General features: G+C 73.0%; 15 protein-coding genes. 7 read left to right on the top strand and 8 right to left on the bottom strand.

The features are described from left to right. Positions 1–46: 46 nt before the first annotated feature. Positions 47–2734 carry an alpha/beta fold hydrolase gene (locus ABT297_RS16845; RefSeq protein WP_350549872.1) on the bottom strand — a complete coding sequence of 896 codons (2688 nt, stop codon included), beginning with the start codon at positions 2732–2734 and terminating at the stop codon, positions 47–49. 77 nt (positions 2735–2811) lie between these two features. Here ABT297_RS16845 and ABT297_RS16850 point away from each other — a divergent pair, with 77 nt between their 5' ends. After that, positions 2812–5100: an AAA family ATPase gene (locus ABT297_RS16850; RefSeq protein ID WP_350549875.1), complete on the top strand. Its 2289-nt coding sequence runs from the start codon at positions 2812–2814 to the stop codon at positions 5098–5100. Between the two features lie 38 nt (positions 5101–5138). Here ABT297_RS16850 and ABT297_RS16855 read toward each other — a convergent pair whose 3' ends face one another. Beyond that, positions 5139–5501 (bottom strand): DUF3263 domain-containing protein, encoded by a 363-nt coding sequence (locus tag ABT297_RS16855; protein WP_350549878.1) that lies wholly within the window; start codon positions 5499–5501, stop codon positions 5139–5141. Positions 5502–5631: 130 nt separating this feature from the next. Here ABT297_RS16855 and ABT297_RS16860 point away from each other — a divergent pair, with 130 nt between their 5' ends. Continuing rightward, positions 5632–6285, top strand: a complete 654-nt coding sequence (locus ABT297_RS16860) for a MarC family protein (protein ID WP_350549881.1) — start codon at positions 5632–5634, stop codon at positions 6283–6285. A gap of 110 nt (positions 6286–6395) precedes the next feature. On the opposite strand, the gene ABT297_RS16865 is transcribed toward ABT297_RS16860, so the two are convergent. Further along, on the bottom strand, positions 6396–7181 hold the full coding sequence (locus ABT297_RS16865) for a DeoR/GlpR family DNA-binding transcription regulator (RefSeq protein WP_350549973.1): 786 nt from the start codon (positions 7179–7181) through the stop codon (positions 6396–6398). Positions 7182–7391: 210 nt separating this feature from the next. Between ABT297_RS16865 and ABT297_RS16870 the strand changes: the two genes are divergently transcribed. Further along, on the top strand, positions 7392–8330 hold the full coding sequence (locus tag ABT297_RS16870; protein ID WP_350549884.1) for an ROK family protein: 939 nt from the start codon (positions 7392–7394) through the stop codon (positions 8328–8330). Continuing rightward, positions 8330–9466: an N-acetylglucosamine-6-phosphate deacetylase gene (gene nagA / locus ABT297_RS16875; protein ID WP_350549887.1), complete on the top strand. Its 1137-nt coding sequence runs from the start codon at positions 8330–8332 to the stop codon at positions 9464–9466. Before ABT297_RS16870 ends, nagA begins: the two co-directional genes overlap by 1 nt. On the opposite strand, the gene ABT297_RS16880 is transcribed toward nagA, so the two are convergent. From ABT297_RS16880 to ABT297_RS16890, 3 genes are all read right to left on the bottom strand, one after another. Continuing rightward, positions 9451–10155 carry a phosphatase PAP2 family protein gene (locus tag ABT297_RS16880; protein WP_350549889.1) on the bottom strand — a complete coding sequence of 235 codons (705 nt, stop codon included), beginning with the start codon at positions 10153–10155 and terminating at the stop codon, positions 9451–9453. The two genes, nagA and ABT297_RS16880, sit on opposite strands and share 16 nt — an antisense overlap. A 31-nt stretch (positions 10156–10186) precedes the next feature. Then, positions 10187–11422, bottom strand: a complete 1236-nt coding sequence (locus ABT297_RS16885) for a trypsin-like serine peptidase (RefSeq protein ID WP_350549892.1) — start codon at positions 11420–11422, stop codon at positions 10187–10189. A gap of 107 nt (positions 11423–11529) precedes the next feature. Further along, the gene (locus tag ABT297_RS16890) at positions 11530–13371 is read right to left on the bottom strand and encodes an NAD-binding protein (RefSeq protein WP_350549895.1); all 1842 of its coding nucleotides are present in this window, start codon (positions 13369–13371) and stop codon (positions 11530–11532) included. A gap of 93 nt (positions 13372–13464) precedes the next feature. Here ABT297_RS16890 and ABT297_RS16895 point away from each other — a divergent pair, with 93 nt between their 5' ends. After that, a complete protein-coding gene (locus ABT297_RS16895; RefSeq protein ID WP_350549898.1) occupies positions 13465–14325 on the top strand; it encodes a hypothetical protein in 861 nt (286 codons plus the stop codon). 74 nt (positions 14326–14399) lie between these two features. On the opposite strand, the gene ABT297_RS16900 is transcribed toward ABT297_RS16895, so the two are convergent. After that, positions 14400–15395 (bottom strand): fatty acid desaturase family protein, encoded by a 996-nt coding sequence (locus tag ABT297_RS16900; RefSeq protein WP_350549900.1) that lies wholly within the window; start codon positions 15393–15395, stop codon positions 14400–14402. Between the two features lie 133 nt (positions 15396–15528). On the opposite strand from ABT297_RS16900, the gene ABT297_RS16905 reads away from it, so the two are divergent. Together ABT297_RS16905 and ABT297_RS16910 are read left to right on the top strand one after the other, a co-directional pair. Next, entirely contained in the window at positions 15529–16485 is a 957-nt protein-coding gene (locus ABT297_RS16905) for a lactonase family protein (protein WP_350549903.1), read from the top strand. Between the two features lie 74 nt (positions 16486–16559). Beyond that, a complete protein-coding gene (locus ABT297_RS16910) occupies positions 16560–16832 on the top strand; it encodes a hypothetical protein (protein WP_350549905.1) in 273 nt (90 codons plus the stop codon). A gap of 5 nt (positions 16833–16837) precedes the next feature. On the opposite strand, the gene ABT297_RS16915 is transcribed toward ABT297_RS16910, so the two are convergent. Then, entirely contained in the window at positions 16838–17722 is an 885-nt protein-coding gene (locus ABT297_RS16915; RefSeq protein WP_350549908.1) for a hypothetical protein, read from the bottom strand. Positions 17723–17787: the final 65 nt, after the last annotated feature.

Here is a 17787-nt window from a genome sequence, read left to right on the forward strand (position 1 = left end):
AACCTGCGCCCCCAATGAGCGGCCACTCCGCTTCGCTCCGTACCGCTCATGATCGCTCCCCACTCGCCTTGGTGTCCCCGCCCACAAGGGAGAGGAACGCGTCCTCCAGCCGCCGGCGCGGCGCGACCCGGTCGATACCGACGCCGGCGCGCACCAGCGCCGCCACCACCTCGGCGCGCGGCGTGCCGTCGATGTCGACGACCAGGCCGCGCCCGCCGGACCAGGCCACCGCGCGCACGCCGGTCAGCTCCTGCAACACCTTCTCGGCGGCGTCCACGTCGGACACGTCGAGCTGCACGCTCGGCGAGTCGCCGACGATGTCCTCGACCGGCCCGGCCGCGACGACCTCGCCCTTGTGCATGACGACCACGTCGGTACAGGTCTGCTCCACCTCCGCGAGCAGGTGGCTGGAGACCAGCACGGCGCGGCCACCGGTGGCGTAGCGTCGCAGCACCTTGCGCATCTCGGCGATCTGCGGCGGGTCGAGCCCGTCCGTCGGCTCGTCGAGCACCAGCAGCTCCGGAAGGCCCAGCATGGCCTGCGCGATGGCGAGCCGCTGCCTCATGCCGTGGCTGTACGTGCGCACCCGCCGGTGCACCGCGGTGCCTAGCCCGGCGATGTCGTACGCCTCGTCGAAGTGCGCGTCGGCGGCGGGCCGGCCGGTGGCCCGCCAGTACAGCTCGAGGTTCTGCGCGCCGGTGAGGTGCGGCAGGAAGCCCGGCCCCTCCACCAGCGCCCCGACCCGCGACAGCACCGGCGAGCCGGGCAGCAGCCGGTGCCCGAAGACGAAGATCTCGCCGGCGGACGGGCGGGTGAGGCCCATGAGCACGCGCAGCGACGTGGTCTTGCCGGCGCCGTTCGGGCCGAGCAGGCCGACGACCTGCCCACGCCGCACGGTGAAGTCCACCTTGGACACCGCGACGAAATTCTTGTACTCCTTGCGCAGCCCCCGCACCACCAGCGGCGTGTCCACGTGCTCGGCGGTCACGCTGCGGTCGATGCGCCGGGCCCGGCGGCGGGCGATCACCAGCACCACGGCGAGCCCGAGCGCGATGGCGGCCACGAGGCCGGCCAGCACGTACCGCCAGATCACGTCGGCGCTGGCGATCGGCGTCCCGGCGATGGCGGGCAGCGTGATCGCGCCGTCGACCGCGACCGAGTACACGACCGGGTCCGGCGGCGACCAGTATCCCGAGTCGGCCGTCGCGACCGTGACCCGCACCCGGCTGCCGGCCTCGAAGCGGTGCACGACCGCGGGCAGGGTGATGGTCACGGGTGCCGCGTCGGCGATGTCCTTCGGCAGACCGGTCAGGTGGACCGGGGCGATCAGCCCGTCCGGGATCGACGGCGTGCCCTTGGCCGGCACGTCGTAGAGCTTCACGAACAGCGTCGCCTCGCCGGTCGGCGACGCCGCCCGGATGCGCACCCTCGGCGCGCCGGCGGTGTCGAGCGCGGCGTCGAGCGGCGCGGACACGAAGTCGGCGTGCTGGCCGGGGATCTCCTGGGACAGGCCGCCGGCGCCGAGCAGGCTCGACAGGCCCGCGATCGGCAGCGACGAGATCGGCGCCGGGTTTCCGTCCGGCGGGTTGGCGATCGGCTGGGCCGGGCCCAGCAGGTCGACGGAGGTGCCGGAGCCGTCGAGGCCGGGGTAGGCGTCGACCGAGGAGGCGGCGGTGACCAGCCCGCGGCCCTGCGCGCTGAGGCCCGCCACGCGCGAGTAGGTGAAGCTGCTGGCGGGCGCCTTGCCGTTGCCCTTGAGGTAGTGGTCGAGCCACTGGCCCGTGAGCTGCCGCAGCCGATCCACCTCGGACTGGGGCCCGGTGCCGCCGTCGTGTCCGCCGGTGAACCACGCCACCCGCACGGGCGTGCCGTTGGCGGCGATGCCGCGCGCGTTGGCGTCGCCCTCGCTCAGCGGGAACAGCGTGTCGATCTGGCCCTGCACGAGCAGCGTCGGCGCCTTGATCTTGTCGAGCACCTGCGACGGCGACGACTTGCGCAGCAGCGCCTCGGCGGCGGGGGTGGCCCGGCCGGTGGTGGCGATGTCGAGGTACGCGTGGCAGATGTCCTTGGCGAAGCGGCCGCACTGCGGGTCGTCGGGGTTCTCGGAGGCCCCGAAGAACCGCCCGGCCCACTGTTTTTTGAAGACCCCGCCGGGCAGGAAGACGTTCACCAGGTCGTTCCACGTGATCATCGGCACAATCGCGTCCACCCGGGTGTCCTGCGCGGCGAGCAGCAGCGACAGCGCCCCGCCGTACGATCCGCCGACCGCCGCGACCCGCGGATCGGTGCCGTCCTTGCGGATGTCGGGCCGGGCCGCGAGCCAGTCGATGAGCCGCTGGGCGTCCTTGACCTCCCAGTCCGGGCTGTTGACGTGGATCTCGCCGGTGGAGCGGCCGAAGCCCTGCGCGGTCCAGGCGAGCACGGCATAGCCGAGGTCGGCGTACTGCTCGGCGTCGCCGCGCACGCTCTGCTTGGTGCCACCGAAGCCATGAGCCAGCAGGACGGCCGGCACCGGGTCGGCGGCGCTCGCGGACTTGGGCAGGTACAGCGTGGTGTCGAGGGTGACCTCGGCCGAGTCGTCCGGCCCCGTGCGCACCGTGATCAACTGGTCGATGGTGCGGAAGCTCTTCGGCTTGGGCGTGACGGCCCAGCCGACCAGCCCCGTCACGAGCACGACCACCACGGCGCCGGCGATGAGCTGGCGCCGGCTGGGGCTCGGCAGGCGAAGTCGCATTGGCCAAACCTACGCACCCGATGTTGCCCGCGACGCAAACACTCAGTCCCTTCACAGCAACGGCTACGCTCGTCTTCGTGTCGGCGACCTTGACGCTCACTGCCAGCCTGCGCCCTGCGGCACTCGACGCCCGCCGAGGGGTCGTGCGCCTGCATCCGGAGGTGATGACCGCGCTCGGCCTGCGCCCGGGCGACCCGATCTCGCTCGCCGGCCGGCGCACGTCGGCCGGGATCGTCGCGGTGGCCGAGCCGGGCGCCAGCCGGGCCCTGCTCTACGCCGACGACCTGGTGCTGGGCAACATCGGGCTGCGCGACGGCGGGCAGGTGGCCGTCGCCGCCGCCCCGCTGCGCGCCGCGCAGACCGTCACCCTGTCCGGCCCCGCCGAGATCATGGCGGTCGTCTCGCCCGAGATGCTGCGCCTGGCCCTGCTCGGCAAGGTCGTCACGATCGGCGACAACGTGTCGCTGCTGCCCCAGGACGTGTCGCTGGGCACCCTGCCAGCGTCCTCGTCGGCGGTGCGGCCGGCGGTACACATGGTGGACCGCGGCCTGGTCGAGGCGGCCCGGCGCAGCCTGTCCAACACCGTCGGCTACGCCTGGACCAGCGCCCTGCTGACCGTCGTCGGCGCCGACCCGGGCCAGGGCGCGCTGGTCACCATGGACACCGCGGTCGGCTGGGAGCACGGCCAGGCCACGCATGCCCCCGGCAGCGTCATGGCCACGCCCGCGTCGGGGCCGGCCGCGGTAGCGGTGACCACGCCGGCGGGCGTGCCGGCGGACGGCGCGCCCGCTGCGGCGGCGCCCACCCTCGACGACCTGCCGGGCCTGCGCGCCCAGGCCGAGCAGCTGATCGAACTGCTGGACCTCGGCTTCCACCACGGCGAGGTGCTGGCCAAGCTCGGCACCACGGTCTCCCTCGGCGTCCTCGTCACCGGCCCGGCCGGATCGGGGAAGTCGGCGCTCGTGCACGCCGTCGGCGGCGAGGTCGGCGCGCAGGTCATCCCGCTGTGGGCGCCGGAGATCGCCGCGCTGACCAACAACGACGCGGCCGGCCGGCTGCGCCGGGCCGCCGACGAGATGCGCGCCCCGGGCCCGGCGATCCTGCTCATCTCCGACGTCGACGCGCTCGTCCCGCGCGACCAGCCGGGGCCGCTGGCCACCGTCTTCCGCCAGCTCCTCGCCGAGCTGATCCGGGAGGGCGAGGCGGTGGTGTGCACCACCAGCCGCCCCGAGACGGTCGACCCCGCCCTGCACTCCCCCGAGCTGCTGGCCCACGAGATCTCGCTGCCGCTGCCCGACGCCGCGCTGCGCCGCGAGCAGCTCGCCGTGCTCACCCGCGGCATGCCGCTCGACGACGACGTACGCCTCGATGAGGTCGCCTCCCGCACCCCCGGCTTCGTCGCCGCGGACCTCGCGGCGCTGGCCCGCGAGGCGGGGGTACGGGCGGCGCTGCGCCACCGCCGCGAGAGCGAGACCCCGCGCGTGCTCATGGCCGACTTCGACGCCGCGCTGGAGGTGGTCCGCCCGACCTCGATGGCGGAGAGCTCCCTGGAGCTGGCGAAGGTCACCCTGGACGACGTCGGCGACATGGTCGAGGTCAAGCAGACGCTCACCGAGTCGGTGCTGTGGCCGCTGTCGTACCCCGACGCCTTCTCCCGCCTCGGTGTGGAGCCGCCGCGCGGCGTGCTCCTCTACGGCCCGCCCGGCTGCGGCAAGACGTTCCTGGTCAAGGCGATCGCCGGCACCGGCAAGGCCAACGTCCTCTCCGTCAAGGGCGCGGAGCTGCTGTCGAAATGGGTCGGCGAGTCCGAGCGGGCCGTGCGGGAGCTCTTCCGCCGTGCCCGGGAGGCCGCCCCCACGCTCGTCTTCCTGGACGAGGTCGACGCCCTGGCGCCGATCCGCGGCCAGGCCACCGACGGCGGCACGACCGACCGGGTCGTGGCCGCCCTGCTCACCGAGCTCGACGGCGTGGAGTCGCTGCGCAACGTGGTGGTCATCGGCGCCACGAACCGGCCCGACCTGGTCGACCCGGCGCTGCTGCGCCCCGGTCGCCTGGAGCGCCTGGTCTTCGTGCCGCCCCCGGACGCCGACGCGCGGGCCGAGATCCTGCGCGCCGCCGCGAAGTCGGTGCCGCTCGCCCCCGACGTCGACCTGAAGTCCCTGGCGATCTCGCTGGACCGCTTCTCGGCCGCGGACTGCGCGGCCCTGATCCGCGAGTCGGCCCTGGCCGCCATGCGCGAGTCGCTGGACGCCACGGAGGTGACGGCGACACACGTCGAGCTGGCCCAGGAGCGCGTCCGCCCGTCCCTGGACCCGACGCAGGTGGCCTGGCTGGCGAACTACGCGGAGCAACAAAAGGCCCGCTGACAGCGCCGCGATTCGAATGGGCCGTGAGACCAGCGGGGTTAGCGGCGGCGGGTGCGGGAGGCGCGCAGGCGGCGCAGGCGCTGGATCAGCGTCGCGTCGTGTGCCAGCGCCAGCGGGTCGTCGAGCAGCGCGTTGAGCAGCTGGTAGTAGCGCGTCGCGCTCAGCCCGAACGTGTCGCGGATCGCCTGTTCCTTCGCGCCCGCCTGGCGCCACCACTGCTTCTCGAACGCCAGGATCCGCTTGCCGCGCTCGTCCAGCTCGGCGGGCTCCTCGGCGACGGCGATGTCCCGGGGCGCCCCGGCCTCGTCGTCCGCGGGCTCGTCACCGTCGACGAAGTCGTCGACGATCTCTGTGGACGGCTGGGCCGGGACGCGCGCAGCGGCGAGGTCGTCGCGCTTCATCGTCCCTCCTGGCAGCTCATCCGGTACGGGTGATACGCCCCAACCCTAGTTGCTCGCACCCACGATCACCCACCCCACAAGGCGCGCGGCACGCCGGGTGTGAGACGGGCGACGCCGGGTAGGGGGCCGGGTGTCGCACACGGACCTGGCGATCCTGTTGCTGCTCGCGCTCGTCGGCCTCTACCGCCCGGTCGGCGCCGGATCGTCGTACGCCGCACTGCTGCAGCCCTTCGACGACGGGCAGCGGCGCCGGCTCGCGGTCGGGTTGTTCCTCGGCGTGGCCGGCGTCGCGGTGGTCACGCTGCTCGTCGTCGAGCCGCTCCTGGAGCTGCTCGGCCTGCCCGCCGCCGCCCTGTCGGCCACCGGTGGCATCACGCTCATGATCGCCGCGCTGCCGCTGATGCTCGGCCGCGCCGCCGAACCCGACCGGCAGGTGTCGGCGCCGTCCGGCAAGAGCTGGCGGCAGGTGGTCGTCATGCCGCTGACGTTCCCGCTCACGATCGGCGGCGCCGCGATCGCCGTGCTCATCGGCTTCCGGGCCGAGTCCCACGGGCCCGTCGGCGTGCTCGCGCTGATCGCCGCCGCGCTGCTCTACGCGGCGGTGACCGGCGTCTGCGTGCTCGTCGCCGGGCGGGCCGGTCGCGGGCCGGCCGACCGCGCCCGCGCAGTGCAGGACCGCGTCGCCGGAATGCTGCTCACCGCGATCGCCGCGACCCTCCTGGCCAGCGGCTTCACCCGGCTGGTCGCGTCAGTCCTGCACGGCCTGGGACAACACGGCCACTGAGACCGGCTGGTCGCGTCAGTCCTGCACGGCCTGGGACAACACGGCCGCTGAGAAGATGTCCGACTCGGGCGACTGGGACGCGCTCGCCGTCCTCGACGAGCTGGCGCGCGTCAGGCGGTGACGATCTTCACGCCCGCCCCGCGGAAGGCGTCCAGCGTCGCGTTGGTCGCGTTGGAGTCGGTGACCAGCGTGTCGATGCGGTCGATCGGGCAGATCCGGGCGAACGCGTGACCGCCGAGCTTCGAGCTGTCCGCGATGATCACGACCCGCCGGGCGCGGGCGACCATCAGGCTGTTCATGGCGGCCTCGCCCTCGTGATGGGCCGCGGCGCCGAGCGTCACGTCGAGCGCGTCGACGCCCAGCAGGGCGATGTCGAGGGTCACGTCGCGCAGGATGTTGCCGCCGAGCGGGCCGACGAGCTCGAAGGACTGCGGCCGGACCACGCCACCGGTGACGACGATCTTCATCCGGGAGCGGACCAGCAGCTCGTTGGCGATGTTCAGGGCATTGGTGACGACGGTGAGCTGCGCGTCGTCGACGCCGCCGGTGAGCTCGGGGCGCACCGCGAGGGCGCGGGCGACCTCGGTCGTGGTGGTGCCGCCGTTGAGCGCGACCACCATGCCCGGGGCGACGAGGGCGGCGGCGGCCGCGCCGATGCGCTGCTTCTCGGGGGCGTGCTTGGCCGTCTTGTACCGCAACGGCAAGTCGTAGGACACCCCGTTGGCCACGGCGCCGCCCCGGGTACGCGTGATCATCTGCTGCTGCGCGAGCTGGTCGAAGTCGCGGCGGATCGTCGCCTGCGACACGTCGAGCCGCTCGGCGGCGTCCTCCACGCTGATCCGCCCACTGTCGGTGAGGATCTCAAGGAGCGCGTTCCAGCGCGCATACCGATCCACGCGACCCCCCTCCCCTGCGCGTACGGTGCGAGATGTGTGCACAATAATGCTCGAAACGGCGGGTAAACGCAAAGGCAACTGCTCAAATTGGCCGGAGAGCAGGATTGCCAGCCAATCCCAACGATGCGCAATGTTGCGCGAACGTGCCAGGTTTGATGCCATAACGATCAGCCAGCCGATCACCCCGAGATCATCGAGGATGAACCGCACATGACGCAGACCGTGATTGCCCTCGATGTGGGGGGCACCGGGATCAAGTGTGCCCTGGTCGGCGCCGACGGCGACACACTGCACACGGTCCAGCACGCGGAGCGGCACCCGACCGGGGCGGACCGCGGCGCGGAGGCTGTGATCGAGACCATCCTCGGCATCGCCGAGGGGCTCGCCGCGACGGCACGCGCGAAGGGCCTGGAGCCGGTCGGCGCCGGGCTGGTCGTGCCGGGGGTCATCGACGAGGCCAACGGCGTCGCGGTCTGGGCGGCGAACGTGGGCTTCCGTGACGTACCGCTGCAGGCTCTTCTGGAGCAACGCCTCGGGCTGCCCGCGGCCCTCGGTCACGACGTGCGCGCCGGCGGCCTGGCCGAGGCGCGGCTGGGCGCCGGGCGCGGACACGACTACGTCCTGGTCATCCCGATCGGCACCGGCATCGCGGCGGCCAACGTGGTACGCGGCCAGGTGTACACCGGCGCGCACGGCGCCGGCGGCGAGATCGGCCACATCGTCGTGCGCCCGGGCGGCCCGCGGTGCGGCTGCGGCCAGCGCGGCTGCCTGGAGGCGATCGCCTCGGCGTCCGCGGTCGGCCGCCGATACTCCGAGCAGGCCGGCCGCCCGGCCACCGCCGAGGAGGTCGCCCGCCTGGCCGCCGAGGGCGAGCCGACCGCGGTCGCCGTCTGGCGCGAGACGATCGACGCGCTCGCCGACGGGCTGATGACCGGCATCGCGCTGTTCGACCCGGCGGTGATCGTGCTCGGCGGCGGCCTGGCCGAGGCCGGCGAGGCGCTACTGGCCCCGCTTCGCGAGGGCGTGCACGCCCGCGTGACCTTCCACCGCGAGCCGGCCATCACCCGCGCCGCGCTGGGCGACGAGGCGGGCTGCCTGGGCGCCGCCCTGATCGCGCTGGACAACCTGATCACGAAGGGGAACAACTGATGACCGTGGTGTCCGGGGTCCGGGTGGTCGCGGGCGACCGCGTCATCGACGACGGCTTCGTCCGCATCGAGGGCGACCGCATCGCCGAGATCGGTTCGCTGGGCACCACGACGCCGGGCAGTGCGCCGGAGCCCGACGCGTCGGCCGGCGTCGTGGTGCCCGGCTTCGTCGACATCCACGTCCACGGCGGCGGCGGCGCGACCTTCACCACCGGTGACCCGGACGAGGCCCGCAAGGCCGCCGCGTACCACCTGGGCCACGGCACCACGACGATGCTGGCCAGCCTGGTGACCTCGCCGCCGGAGCTGATGCTGAGCGCCACCAAGGCGTTCGCACCGCTCGTGGCCGAGGGCGTGCTCGCCGGCATCCACTTCGAGGGCCCGTATCTGTCGCAGGCCCGCTGCGGCGCGCAGAACCCGGCCCACCTGCGCCACCCGTCCCTCGACGAGATCGGCGCGCTCATCGAGGCTGGCGAGGGCGCGGTACGCCTGGTCACGATCGCCCCCGAGCTCCCCGGCGCCCTCGACGCGATCCGGCTGCTGGTCGCCCGCGGGGTCGTCGCCGCGATCGGGCACACCGACGCCACGTACGAGGAGACCCTCGCCGGCATCGAGGCCGGGGCCACCGTCGGCACCCACGTGTTCAACGGCATGCGCCCGCCCCACCACCGCCAGCCCGGCCCGGTCTTCGCGCTGCTCGGCGCGGCCGGGGTGGTCTGCGAGTTCGTCGCCGACGGCATCCACCTGCACGACGGCACCCTGGCCTTCGCCGCCTCCGTCACCGGCCCGGCCCGCGCCGCCCTGATCACCGACGCCATGGCCGCCGCCGGCATGCCCGACGGCACCTACGAACTCGGCGGGCAGAGCGTCGACGTCGCCGGCGGCGTGGCCCGGCTGACCCGCGACGGCGCGATCGCCGGCAGCACGCTCACGATGGACAGCGCCTTCCGCCGCGCGGTGGGCGCCGGGCTGTCGCTGGCCGCCGCCTCGCGCATGGCCTCGGCCACCCCGGCCGGCGCGATCGGCCTGGCCGAGGAGCGCGGCGCGCTGCGCATGGGCGCCCGCGCCGACCTGGTCCTGCTCGACGACGCGCTGAGCGTCCGGCGCGTCATGCGCGGCGGTCAGTGGGTGTCGTAGAAGGGGCCGGCCCAGCCTGAGCTGGTCAGGCGTGAGCCCAGCGGGATCGCGTCCCACGGTGCGCGCCGCAGGATGCGGTCCAGGAACAGGCCCAGCATCAGGGCGGCGAGCCCGTCGGTGATCCAGTGGAAGCTCAGGTACGTCGTGGTGAACAGCAGCACCAGCGGGACCGCGTAGCGGATCGCGGCCACCAGGCGCCGGCTCAGCACGCCGGCCAGCAGGGTGCCCAGCACGCCGTACCAGACGATGGCGTTGACCACGTGGCCCGACGGGTACGACATCCCCGTGTCGATGTGGAACAGGTATTCGGGATGGGCGACGTCGTGGTCGCTCGCCGCCGTGCGGTCGGTCCAGATCTTCAGCGGGCCGATGGTCACGTAGGTGATCACGAAGGCGCCGGCGACCAGCAGGAACGGGCGTATCGTGTGCCGGGCCCGGGCCAGGACGAACGCCGTGATCAGGGCCAGCGGGGTGAGGAGTATGCCGCCCTGCCCGAGCTTGTTGAAGATCCGCAGCGTGGCGTCGGCCCAGCCGGGGCGGTGCACGTCGACGAAGTCGCGGACGGCCAGGTCGAGGCCCAGCAGCGGGGTCTTCGCGGCGAGCAGGATCGTGATCGCCGCGAAGCCCGCCACCAACAGCGCGTCGAGCCACCAACCTGCGGGACGGACCGGTCGTAACTCAACGCGCACGAGGGGAACGGTACCCGAGCGCCGCCGACCGCTATGCCAGGCCGCGCAGGTGGGCGGCGATGCGGTCGATGCGCACGCCCGAGTTCGGGCAGCCGCCGAAGTGGTGCAGGCCGATGACCTTGTTGGTGCGCCGGGAGATCACCGGAGAGCCGGACGAGCCGCCGTCGGTGTCGCAGTAGTACGACAGGTCGGTGTTCGCCGCGTAGCCGTGGTAGGACGGGTTGCTGACCGCGCAGTTGCCGCTGTGCTCGGTGCTGTCCTGCATCGTGATGACCCTCGGCGCACCGCGCGGGTGCTGCGGGATGTAGAGCTCCTCGCCGCGCACCGGCGCGCGGTCGTCTATCTCCAGGTATCCGAACTGCTGGATCTGGTTGAAGTCGCGGACGCTGAACAGCGTGTAGTCGAGGATCTCGTCGGTGGCGAGCACCTGGTCGCCCATGACCTTCGTCGGGTGCAGCGTGGTGCCGCCGTCGCAGCGTGCGCACTCGTAGTTGAACCACACCTCGGTGTTGCGCGCCTCGCGGGTCGTCGTGAAGCAGTGGTGGTTGGTCAGCATGCGGTTGCGCGTGCCGACGCGCCAGGCGGTGCACAGCTCGACGCCGTTGATGAGGATCCGCGCCACCGGCTTGGAGTTGGCGTACGCGACCGGGTCCGACGACTTGTAGCAGGCCGCGTTCGCCGTCTCGTCGGTCCGCCCGCAGATGCTCTCCTCGCGCGGCGCGGCGGCGCGGGCGGTGCGCCGGTCCGCGTCGGATCTCGCGCGCTCGGCGGGGGTCTGGCCGCGGGCCACCTTGTCGACGGTCACGCCCAGGCTCGCCAGCCGGGACCGGATGCCGAACACGTCGTCGTCGGCCTTGCGCACCCGCACGACAGCGCGGTCGCCGGAGACCGACATCGACCAGTTGTCCGCGTCGCCGAGATCCTTCGAGGTGTACTCGTACTGCTCGCTCCCGCCGGCGTCGCTCACGACCACTCGATCGCCGGCCTCGAGCGCGATCCGCGAGAAGTGCACCTTCACGTAGTCCGCGCCCGGGTACGTGAAGGTGCGGCTGGCGGTGCGCTCGATCGCGCCGGCGGACACCGACTCCAGCACGCCGGCCGGCTCCGCGCCCGGCTCCCGCAGCCCGGAGACGTCGCGGTGCAACCGTAGCTGCGGCGCGCTGGCCGGCGCCTGCTGCACCGGCCGGGACGCCCCCATGGCGACCCCCGCCCCGGTGAGTCCGAGCAGGGCGCATACCCCCGCCACGAGCAACGACCTACGCCGCATGAGCGCGTCCTCCCGATGGGTTCGCAAGAAGAAACGCCCGCACTGTTTGTGCTAAATCGGGCGATCCGCCCATTCAACGAGCGATCTCGCCGGTAGGGCTCGGGAATTCACCGGGATCCGTCGACCGTCCCGCCGGTCCGAGCCAACAGGTTGGCGAGTCCCAGCCGCGTCGTTGCCACGGTCAGCAGATCGTCGGCGCGCAGGACATAGGCGGCCGGCGGCGCCCAGACCGTCTGGCGGTCCTCGTCGGTCGCCACGGCGAGCACCCGGACCCCGCCGGCCTCCTGGGCCGCGGCGACCGGGCGGCCGTCTAGCTGCGAGCCGGCGCACACCGGCACCTCCGCCAGCAGCAGCACCCGGCGGTCCACCGGGATCGTGCCGATGACCTCGCGCTCGAGGAGGGCGGCGGCGAAGGCGGGCGCGGCGAGGTACGACACGCTCCGCGAAGCGGTGATGCCGAAGGCGCGCTGGACACGGTCGGCGAACCGGCCGTCGAACAGCCGCAGGACGACCCGCAGGTCGGGCTTCAGCGCCCGGCCCTCCAGCGCCGCCGCCAGGTTGGCCTGGTCGTCGGTGGAGACCACGACCAGGGCCCGGCAGGTGTCCACGGACGCGGCCCGCAGGGTCTCGGGGCTGCTCGCGTCGCCCACGATGATCGGCACGCCGCGCTCCCGCGCCGCCTGCGCACCGCGGGCGTTCTCGTTGCGGTCGATCATCACGACCGGCACGCCGAGGTCGACGAACGCGTGCATGACCCGGGTGCCCACGTTGCCCAGCCCGACCACGACCACATGATTCGACACCGGCTCACGCAGCCGGCCGAGCGCGATGGCGAGCCGCGCGTTGACGACGGCCTCGACGACCGCGGCCGTGATGACCGGGATCAGCGCCACGTTGACCAGGCCCAGCAGGGTGGTGACCAGCTTCTCCGGCCAGTGCGACTCCAGATCGGGGCTGGCGCCGGTCAGCTCCGACAGCAGCGTCACGTAGGCGGCGTCCCACCAGGTGACCTGCTTGTAGTGGGCGATGACGGCGGTGCCGATGGCGAGCACGGCCAGCAGCACCGCCGCGGTGACCCACAACCGGCGGCTGACCAGGCCGCGCAGGGTGCGCACGGGGCTGTGCAGCTGGCGGCGCCACCAGCGCCGCAGCCCGTCACGACGCGCCCGGCCTCGCGGTTCGAGCCGCTCGTCCCGGGCGAGGACCGTGGTGCCGCGTTCGCCGTTGGCGACGGCGAGCACCAGGTCGGCTTGCCCTTCCGGCAGCAGCTCGGGCTCGTCTGTGCCGTCCGTGCGGGCCAGCCCGCAGACCACGTCGTCGGGGCGCACCTCGGTGCGGCGGGCGACGAACAGCGTGCGCTTCGCGACCCGCACGTGCACCGGGGCGACCTCGCCGAGCGCCTCGGAGGCGAACGCGGGCGCGGCCATCTGGGCGTCGGAGAGCACACGCACGTCGGCGAAGTTGCGCCGCACGCTTTGTCCGAGTCGCAGGTTGAACATCCGGATGACCAGCCGGATCCTGCTGTTGACCTCCTGCGCCTGCAGTGCCGCGTCGAGGTTGCCGATGTCGTCCTGCTTGACCAGCGCGAGCGCGTCGGCGCCGGCGAGGTCGGCGCGCTCGAACGCCTCGGTGTCGGGCCGCTCGGCCTCGACCAACCGGCCGCCGTGCTCGGCGAGCAGCCGCTCGATCTCGGGCCCGTGCCGCCGCCCGGCGCTGGGCAGGATCGCCGTCACGTGCACGCCGTACTGCTGGATCAGCTCCTCGATCAGCCGCAGCGCCAGCGGGTCGTCGCCGCAGACCACGACCCGCTTGACCGGTGCGTGCACGACGTGCCGCTCCGCCTGGCCTTCCGCCCTGCCGCCGGGCTCGATCGACCACGGACGGGTGATCGCCTGAACGCGTGGAAGATTGCCGCGCAGTCGCCTCATCAGCCACGACTCGGACGTCACCGGGCGATCCTAACGAAGATCACCAGTTGCCGATGCCCGCCCGGCCTCGTTGGACCCGGCGAATCGCATTGTCGACCAGATGGGTTTTCGAGGATGAACACGTGGTTTCGCCGGACGGTAGGCACCGTCGGCATCGCCGGCGGCATGCTGCTGCTCGGCGCCGGCGCAGCACACGCCGATGACACCGCATTGGCACCCGGCCAGCTGGACGATCTCTTCTCGCCCGCCGGCGGCCCGAACAACCAGTCGCTGCAACTGCAGGCGCACAGCGATCGCATCGACACGAGCGCCGCCTTGACCGCGGAGAACGGCCAGCACGCGACGTCGACGGCGCTGAGCACCGACCGGCTCATCGGCCGCCAGATGCCGGGCGTGCTCGACGGGCTGCCGCTGTCGGGCCTGGTGCCGACCGACAGCCTGAGCGGAATGTCGATCGCCGACACCTCCACCGCGTTCCCGGCGGCGCCGAAGCCGTCCCCGCGTCCCGCCCGGGCGGCGGCGGAGTCCCTCCCGCTCATCGGCGGCCTGCCCCTGCTCGGCAACGGCCTGCCGGTGCACGGCACGCTGAACCCGGTCGACGACTACGCCATCCCGCTCGGCGCCCCCGCCACGGAGGCCAACGGCCTGCCGCTGGTGGGCGACCTGCCGTTGGGCGGCAGCGACGTGCTCAAGAACGACTCGGTGACTGGCATCCCGGTCATCGGCGGCATTGGCCCGACCCCGGGCGTGAGCACCACGGCCGTGGCGAATCGCCTGGTGCCCACGACGGGCGCCCTGCCACAGGCCGCGAGCCAGCTGCCGTTGCTCACCGAGAAGGCGTACGCGCCGAAGCACTCGACGGCGTACAGCCCCCGTCACGCCCAGGAGGAGGCCCTGCCCCTGGTGACGGGCCTGCCCGCGGTGGGCGGCCTGGCCGGCGGTGTGCTCCCGCTGTTCAGCGGCATCGTCGGCTGACCGCGGCCCGCCGAGTTCTCCGGAAATATCCAGCCGTCAGCGGCCGGATATTTCCGGATCCGCCCCACGGAAAGCTACCGCCGCAACGGCGCTCCGGCCTCGTGGAGGTGGCGCAGCGCCTGGGCGTAGGAGTCGACGAACGTGGCCGAGTGGTACAGCACCCCGACCTCGGCGCAGAACCGCTCGACGATCGGCTGGGCACGGCGCAGGTTGGGCGTGGGCATGTTCGGGAACAGGTGGTGCTCGATCTGGTAGTTCAGGCCGCCGAGCACGACGTCGAGCCAGACGCCGCCGCGGACGTTGCGCGACGTGAGCACCTGCTTGCGCAGGAAGTCGAGCTCGTCGGCGGCCGTGAGCACCGGCATGCCCTTGTGGTTGGGGGCGAACGTGAGGCCGAGATACAAGCCGAACAGCCCCTGGTGTACCGCGATGAAGGCGATCGCCAGGCCCGGCGAGAACAGCAGGAACGCGGCGGCCACGTAGGCGGCGAAGTGGCCGTACAACAGCGCCGACTCGAGCCGGCGACGCTTCACCGTGCCGAGGGCGCGGGCGCTCTGCACGTGGAGGTTGAAGCCCTCGAGCAGTAGCAGCGGGAAGAACAGCAGCGCCTGGTGGCCGCCGATCAGCCGGGCCGGGCCCCGCGCCCGCTCGGCCTGCCGCGTGGACCAGACCAGGATGTCGGGCGCGACGTCGGGGTCGTGGTCCTCGTGGTTGGGATTGGCGTGGTGGCGCGTGTGCTTGTTCATCCACCAGCCGTAGCTCATGCCGATGCCGGCGTTGCCCGCCAGGATGCCCAGCGCCTCCGACCAGCGACGGCCCTGGAAGACCTGTTTGTGGGCGAGGTCGTGGGCGACCAGGGCGACCTGCGCGTACGCGACGGCGAGGACGACAGCGAACCACAGGCTGTGGGTCGCGGCCACGCCCACCCAGCCGCCGATGTAGAGGGCGGTCACGAGGGTGAGCCGGATCGCGTAGTACGCGGGGCGCCGGTCGAGCAGCCCGGCCGCGCGGATCCGCTTGGACAGGACGGCGAAGTCGGTTGCCTTCTCCGCAGAGACCAGAACTGTCATGCCACTCAGCATCCCGAACCGGCCGCCGAAGATCGAACCTGTCAGCCCCCGGGCTGCATGGTGGGGCTGGCCCCACCCCTAGCGGGCGGCGTGGGCGCCACACACCCACACCGCGGCGCCTAGGCTTTGTCAGGTGCCAGTGCTCATCGGCTCCTACGCGGACCAATACTCGACCTACGACGACGACTTCAAGCCGCTCGCGCCGCCCGTCCGGACGCCCGCGCCCAGCTTCCTGGCCGTGGGGTCCACCGGGATCCGGTACGCCGTCGGCGAGCTCGAAGGCGGCGAGGTCTCCGCCTTCACCCCGGGCGGCGAGCTCATCAACTCCCTACCCACCGGGGGCGGATCCCCGTGCCACGTCGTGGCCGCCGGCGACCACCTGCTCGTGGCCAACTACGCCACCGGCAGCGTCGCGGCGTTCGCGCTGCGCCCGGACGGCGGCCTGGACCGGCGCACCGACCTGGCCCAGCACGCCGGCGCGAGCGTGGTGCCCGACCGGCAGGAGGGTCCACACGCCCACCAGATCACGGTCCGCGGCAGCATGGTGCACGTCGTCGACCTCGGCATGGACGCGATCGTGCACTACCGCCTGGCGCCCGAGGGCCGGCTCGAGCACGTGCGCACCACGACGGTGCAGCCGCTGGGCAGCGGGCCCCGGCATCTCGTGTTCCACCCCGACGGGCGGGTCTTCGTCGCCAACGAGCTGGCGTCGACCGTCTCGACGTACACCTCTGGCTTCGAGCTGCTCGACGTGAAGCCCTCGTGCCTCGTTCAGCCGGTCGGCGACAACTTCCCGAGCGAGCTGGCGCTCTCCCCCGACGGGCGGCGGCTGTACGTCGCGAACCGCGGCAACGACACGATCACCACGTTCTCGGTCGAGGCCGACGGGCTGCTGCCCATCGACGAGGTCTCCACCGGAGGCACCTGGCCCCGTCACTTCGCGATGCTCGGAGCGCGGCTGTGCGTGGCCAACCAGCACTCGGGGACGGTGGCGCTGCTCGAGCTCGATCCGGAGACCGGCGTGCCGCACCCGGCCCGCGTGGTGCTGGAGCACCCGTCGCCGAGCATGGTGATCTCGATCGATCGGTAATCCCTGGGCGAGATGTGGGATGAGGCGGCACCGAGCCCTTGCTGAACCGGCGTTCAGTGCCGCACCATCGATCCATGGGTGAGCTGTTGGCGCTGCCCAAGACGGGCGACGTGTTCGAGGACGTGCGGGGCGGCGACCGAACCATGCGGGTGACGTGTCATCCGCAGCGCGGCACGGTCGTGGTGTCGCTGTGGGTGGACAAGATCTGCCGGGCGTCGTTCCAGCTCGCCGAGGCCGACCTGCCGCGCCTGCAGGAGGCGCTGGCGGGGATGCACTTCGAGGCGCCCCCGGAAGAAGCCTTCGACAACACGCGGCCCGGCCCGGAGGCCCTGCCCGAGACGGCCTGACGCGCTCAGGCGATCTCGGTTGTGAGCGCCAGCTTCTCGGCGGTCTCGGAGCGGGAGTTGCGGCTGCGCTGGCGCGGCACCCGCGGCTTCGGCGCGATGGTCGCGGTGGTGATCGACGCGGTGATGCCGGCCCGGCGGGCCGCGTCGAGGGTGTCGCGCAGCTCCGCGGCCTCCTCGGCGACCTCGGCCGCCTCCTGGGCGAGGGCGGCGGCGGCCACGACCGCGACGTCCGCGTCCTTGACCGCGGCGCGCTCGGCGTCGGCAGCCGCCTCGTAAAGCCGGCGGGCCCGGCTCTCCACGGTGCGGCGCAGCTCGACCTCGCGGGCGGCCAGCTCCTGCAGCGGGTCGGCGCCGACGACGCCCTTGAACACCTGCTCCAGCGCGTCGACGGTGATGTCGCCGCGCTTGAACGCGTCGAGCGCGGCGCGGGACACCTCGTGCTTGGCGTCCTCGTCCTGCGCGCTCGCGGGCAGCTCGGAGGAGTCGTGCCCCGCGGCGCGCAGCGCGTCCTGGTAGGCCTTCTGGGCCACGTCGAACCTCGCCCACGCGTGCTCGCGGGCCGCCTGGGCGGCGGCGCTGCGAGCCTGCGCCTCCGCGACGGTGACCTGCGCGCGCTTGGCCGCAGCGGCAGTCGCGGCGGCCTGACGGATGAGCTCGCCGGCCTCGGTGCGCAGCCGGGCGCGCTCGGCCGGGCTCAGGCCCTCCTGGGCCGCCGCGATGGCGGCCCGGCGGTCGTTGCGGTTGATCCGGTAGAGACTCCAGCGCGTGAAGAAGCCCGCGAGGAGCACGAAGAGGACGATGAACACCATCAACGCCAGCCACAGGACGATGGCGCCCGTGACCGGGTCAAGACCCAGGATGCCTCGGCCCCCGGTGAGGGTCCACGGCATGTCACGGGGTGATTGTGCCAACGTGGTGGGGGTGTGAAGGGCCACGGCGCGACCTCCGGCTGTGC

The organism is Dactylosporangium sp. NPDC000555 (assembly GCF_040300025.1).
Classification (GTDB): domain Bacteria; phylum Actinomycetota; class Actinomycetes; order Mycobacteriales; family Micromonosporaceae; genus Dactylosporangium.

Bases quoted from the DNA above. Each gene is read 5' to 3' on its own strand.
- ABT297_RS16870 (WP_350549884.1), top strand. From the start codon at position 7,392: ATGACGCAGACCGTGATTGCCCTCGATGTGGGGGGCACCGGGATCAAG.
- ABT297_RS16895 (WP_350549898.1), top strand. From the start codon at position 13,465: ATGAACACGTGGTTTCGCCGGACGGTAGGCACCGTCGGCATCGCCGGC.
- ABT297_RS16915 (WP_350549908.1), bottom strand. From the start codon at position 17,722: ATGCCGTGGACCCTCACCGGGGGCCGAGGCATCCTGGGTCTTGACCCG.
- ABT297_RS16910 (WP_350549905.1), top strand. From the start codon at position 16,560: ATGGGTGAGCTGTTGGCGCTGCCCAAGACGGGCGACGTGTTCGAGGAC.
- ABT297_RS16885 (WP_350549892.1), bottom strand. From the start codon at position 11,422: ATGCGGCGTAGGTCGTTGCTCGTGGCGGGGGTATGCGCCCTGCTCGGA.
- ABT297_RS16845 (WP_350549872.1), bottom strand. From the start codon at position 2,734: ATGCGACTTCGCCTGCCGAGCCCCAGCCGGCGCCAGCTCATCGCCGGC.
- ABT297_RS16855 (WP_350549878.1), bottom strand. From the start codon at position 5,501: ATGAAGCGCGACGACCTCGCCGCTGCGCGCGTCCCGGCCCAGCCGTCC.
- ABT297_RS16900 (WP_350549900.1), bottom strand. From the start codon at position 15,395: ATGACAGTTCTGGTCTCTGCGGAGAAGGCAACCGACTTCGCCGTCCTG.
- nagA (WP_350549887.1), top strand. From the start codon at position 8,330: ATGACCGTGGTGTCCGGGGTCCGGGTGGTCGCGGGCGACCGCGTCATC.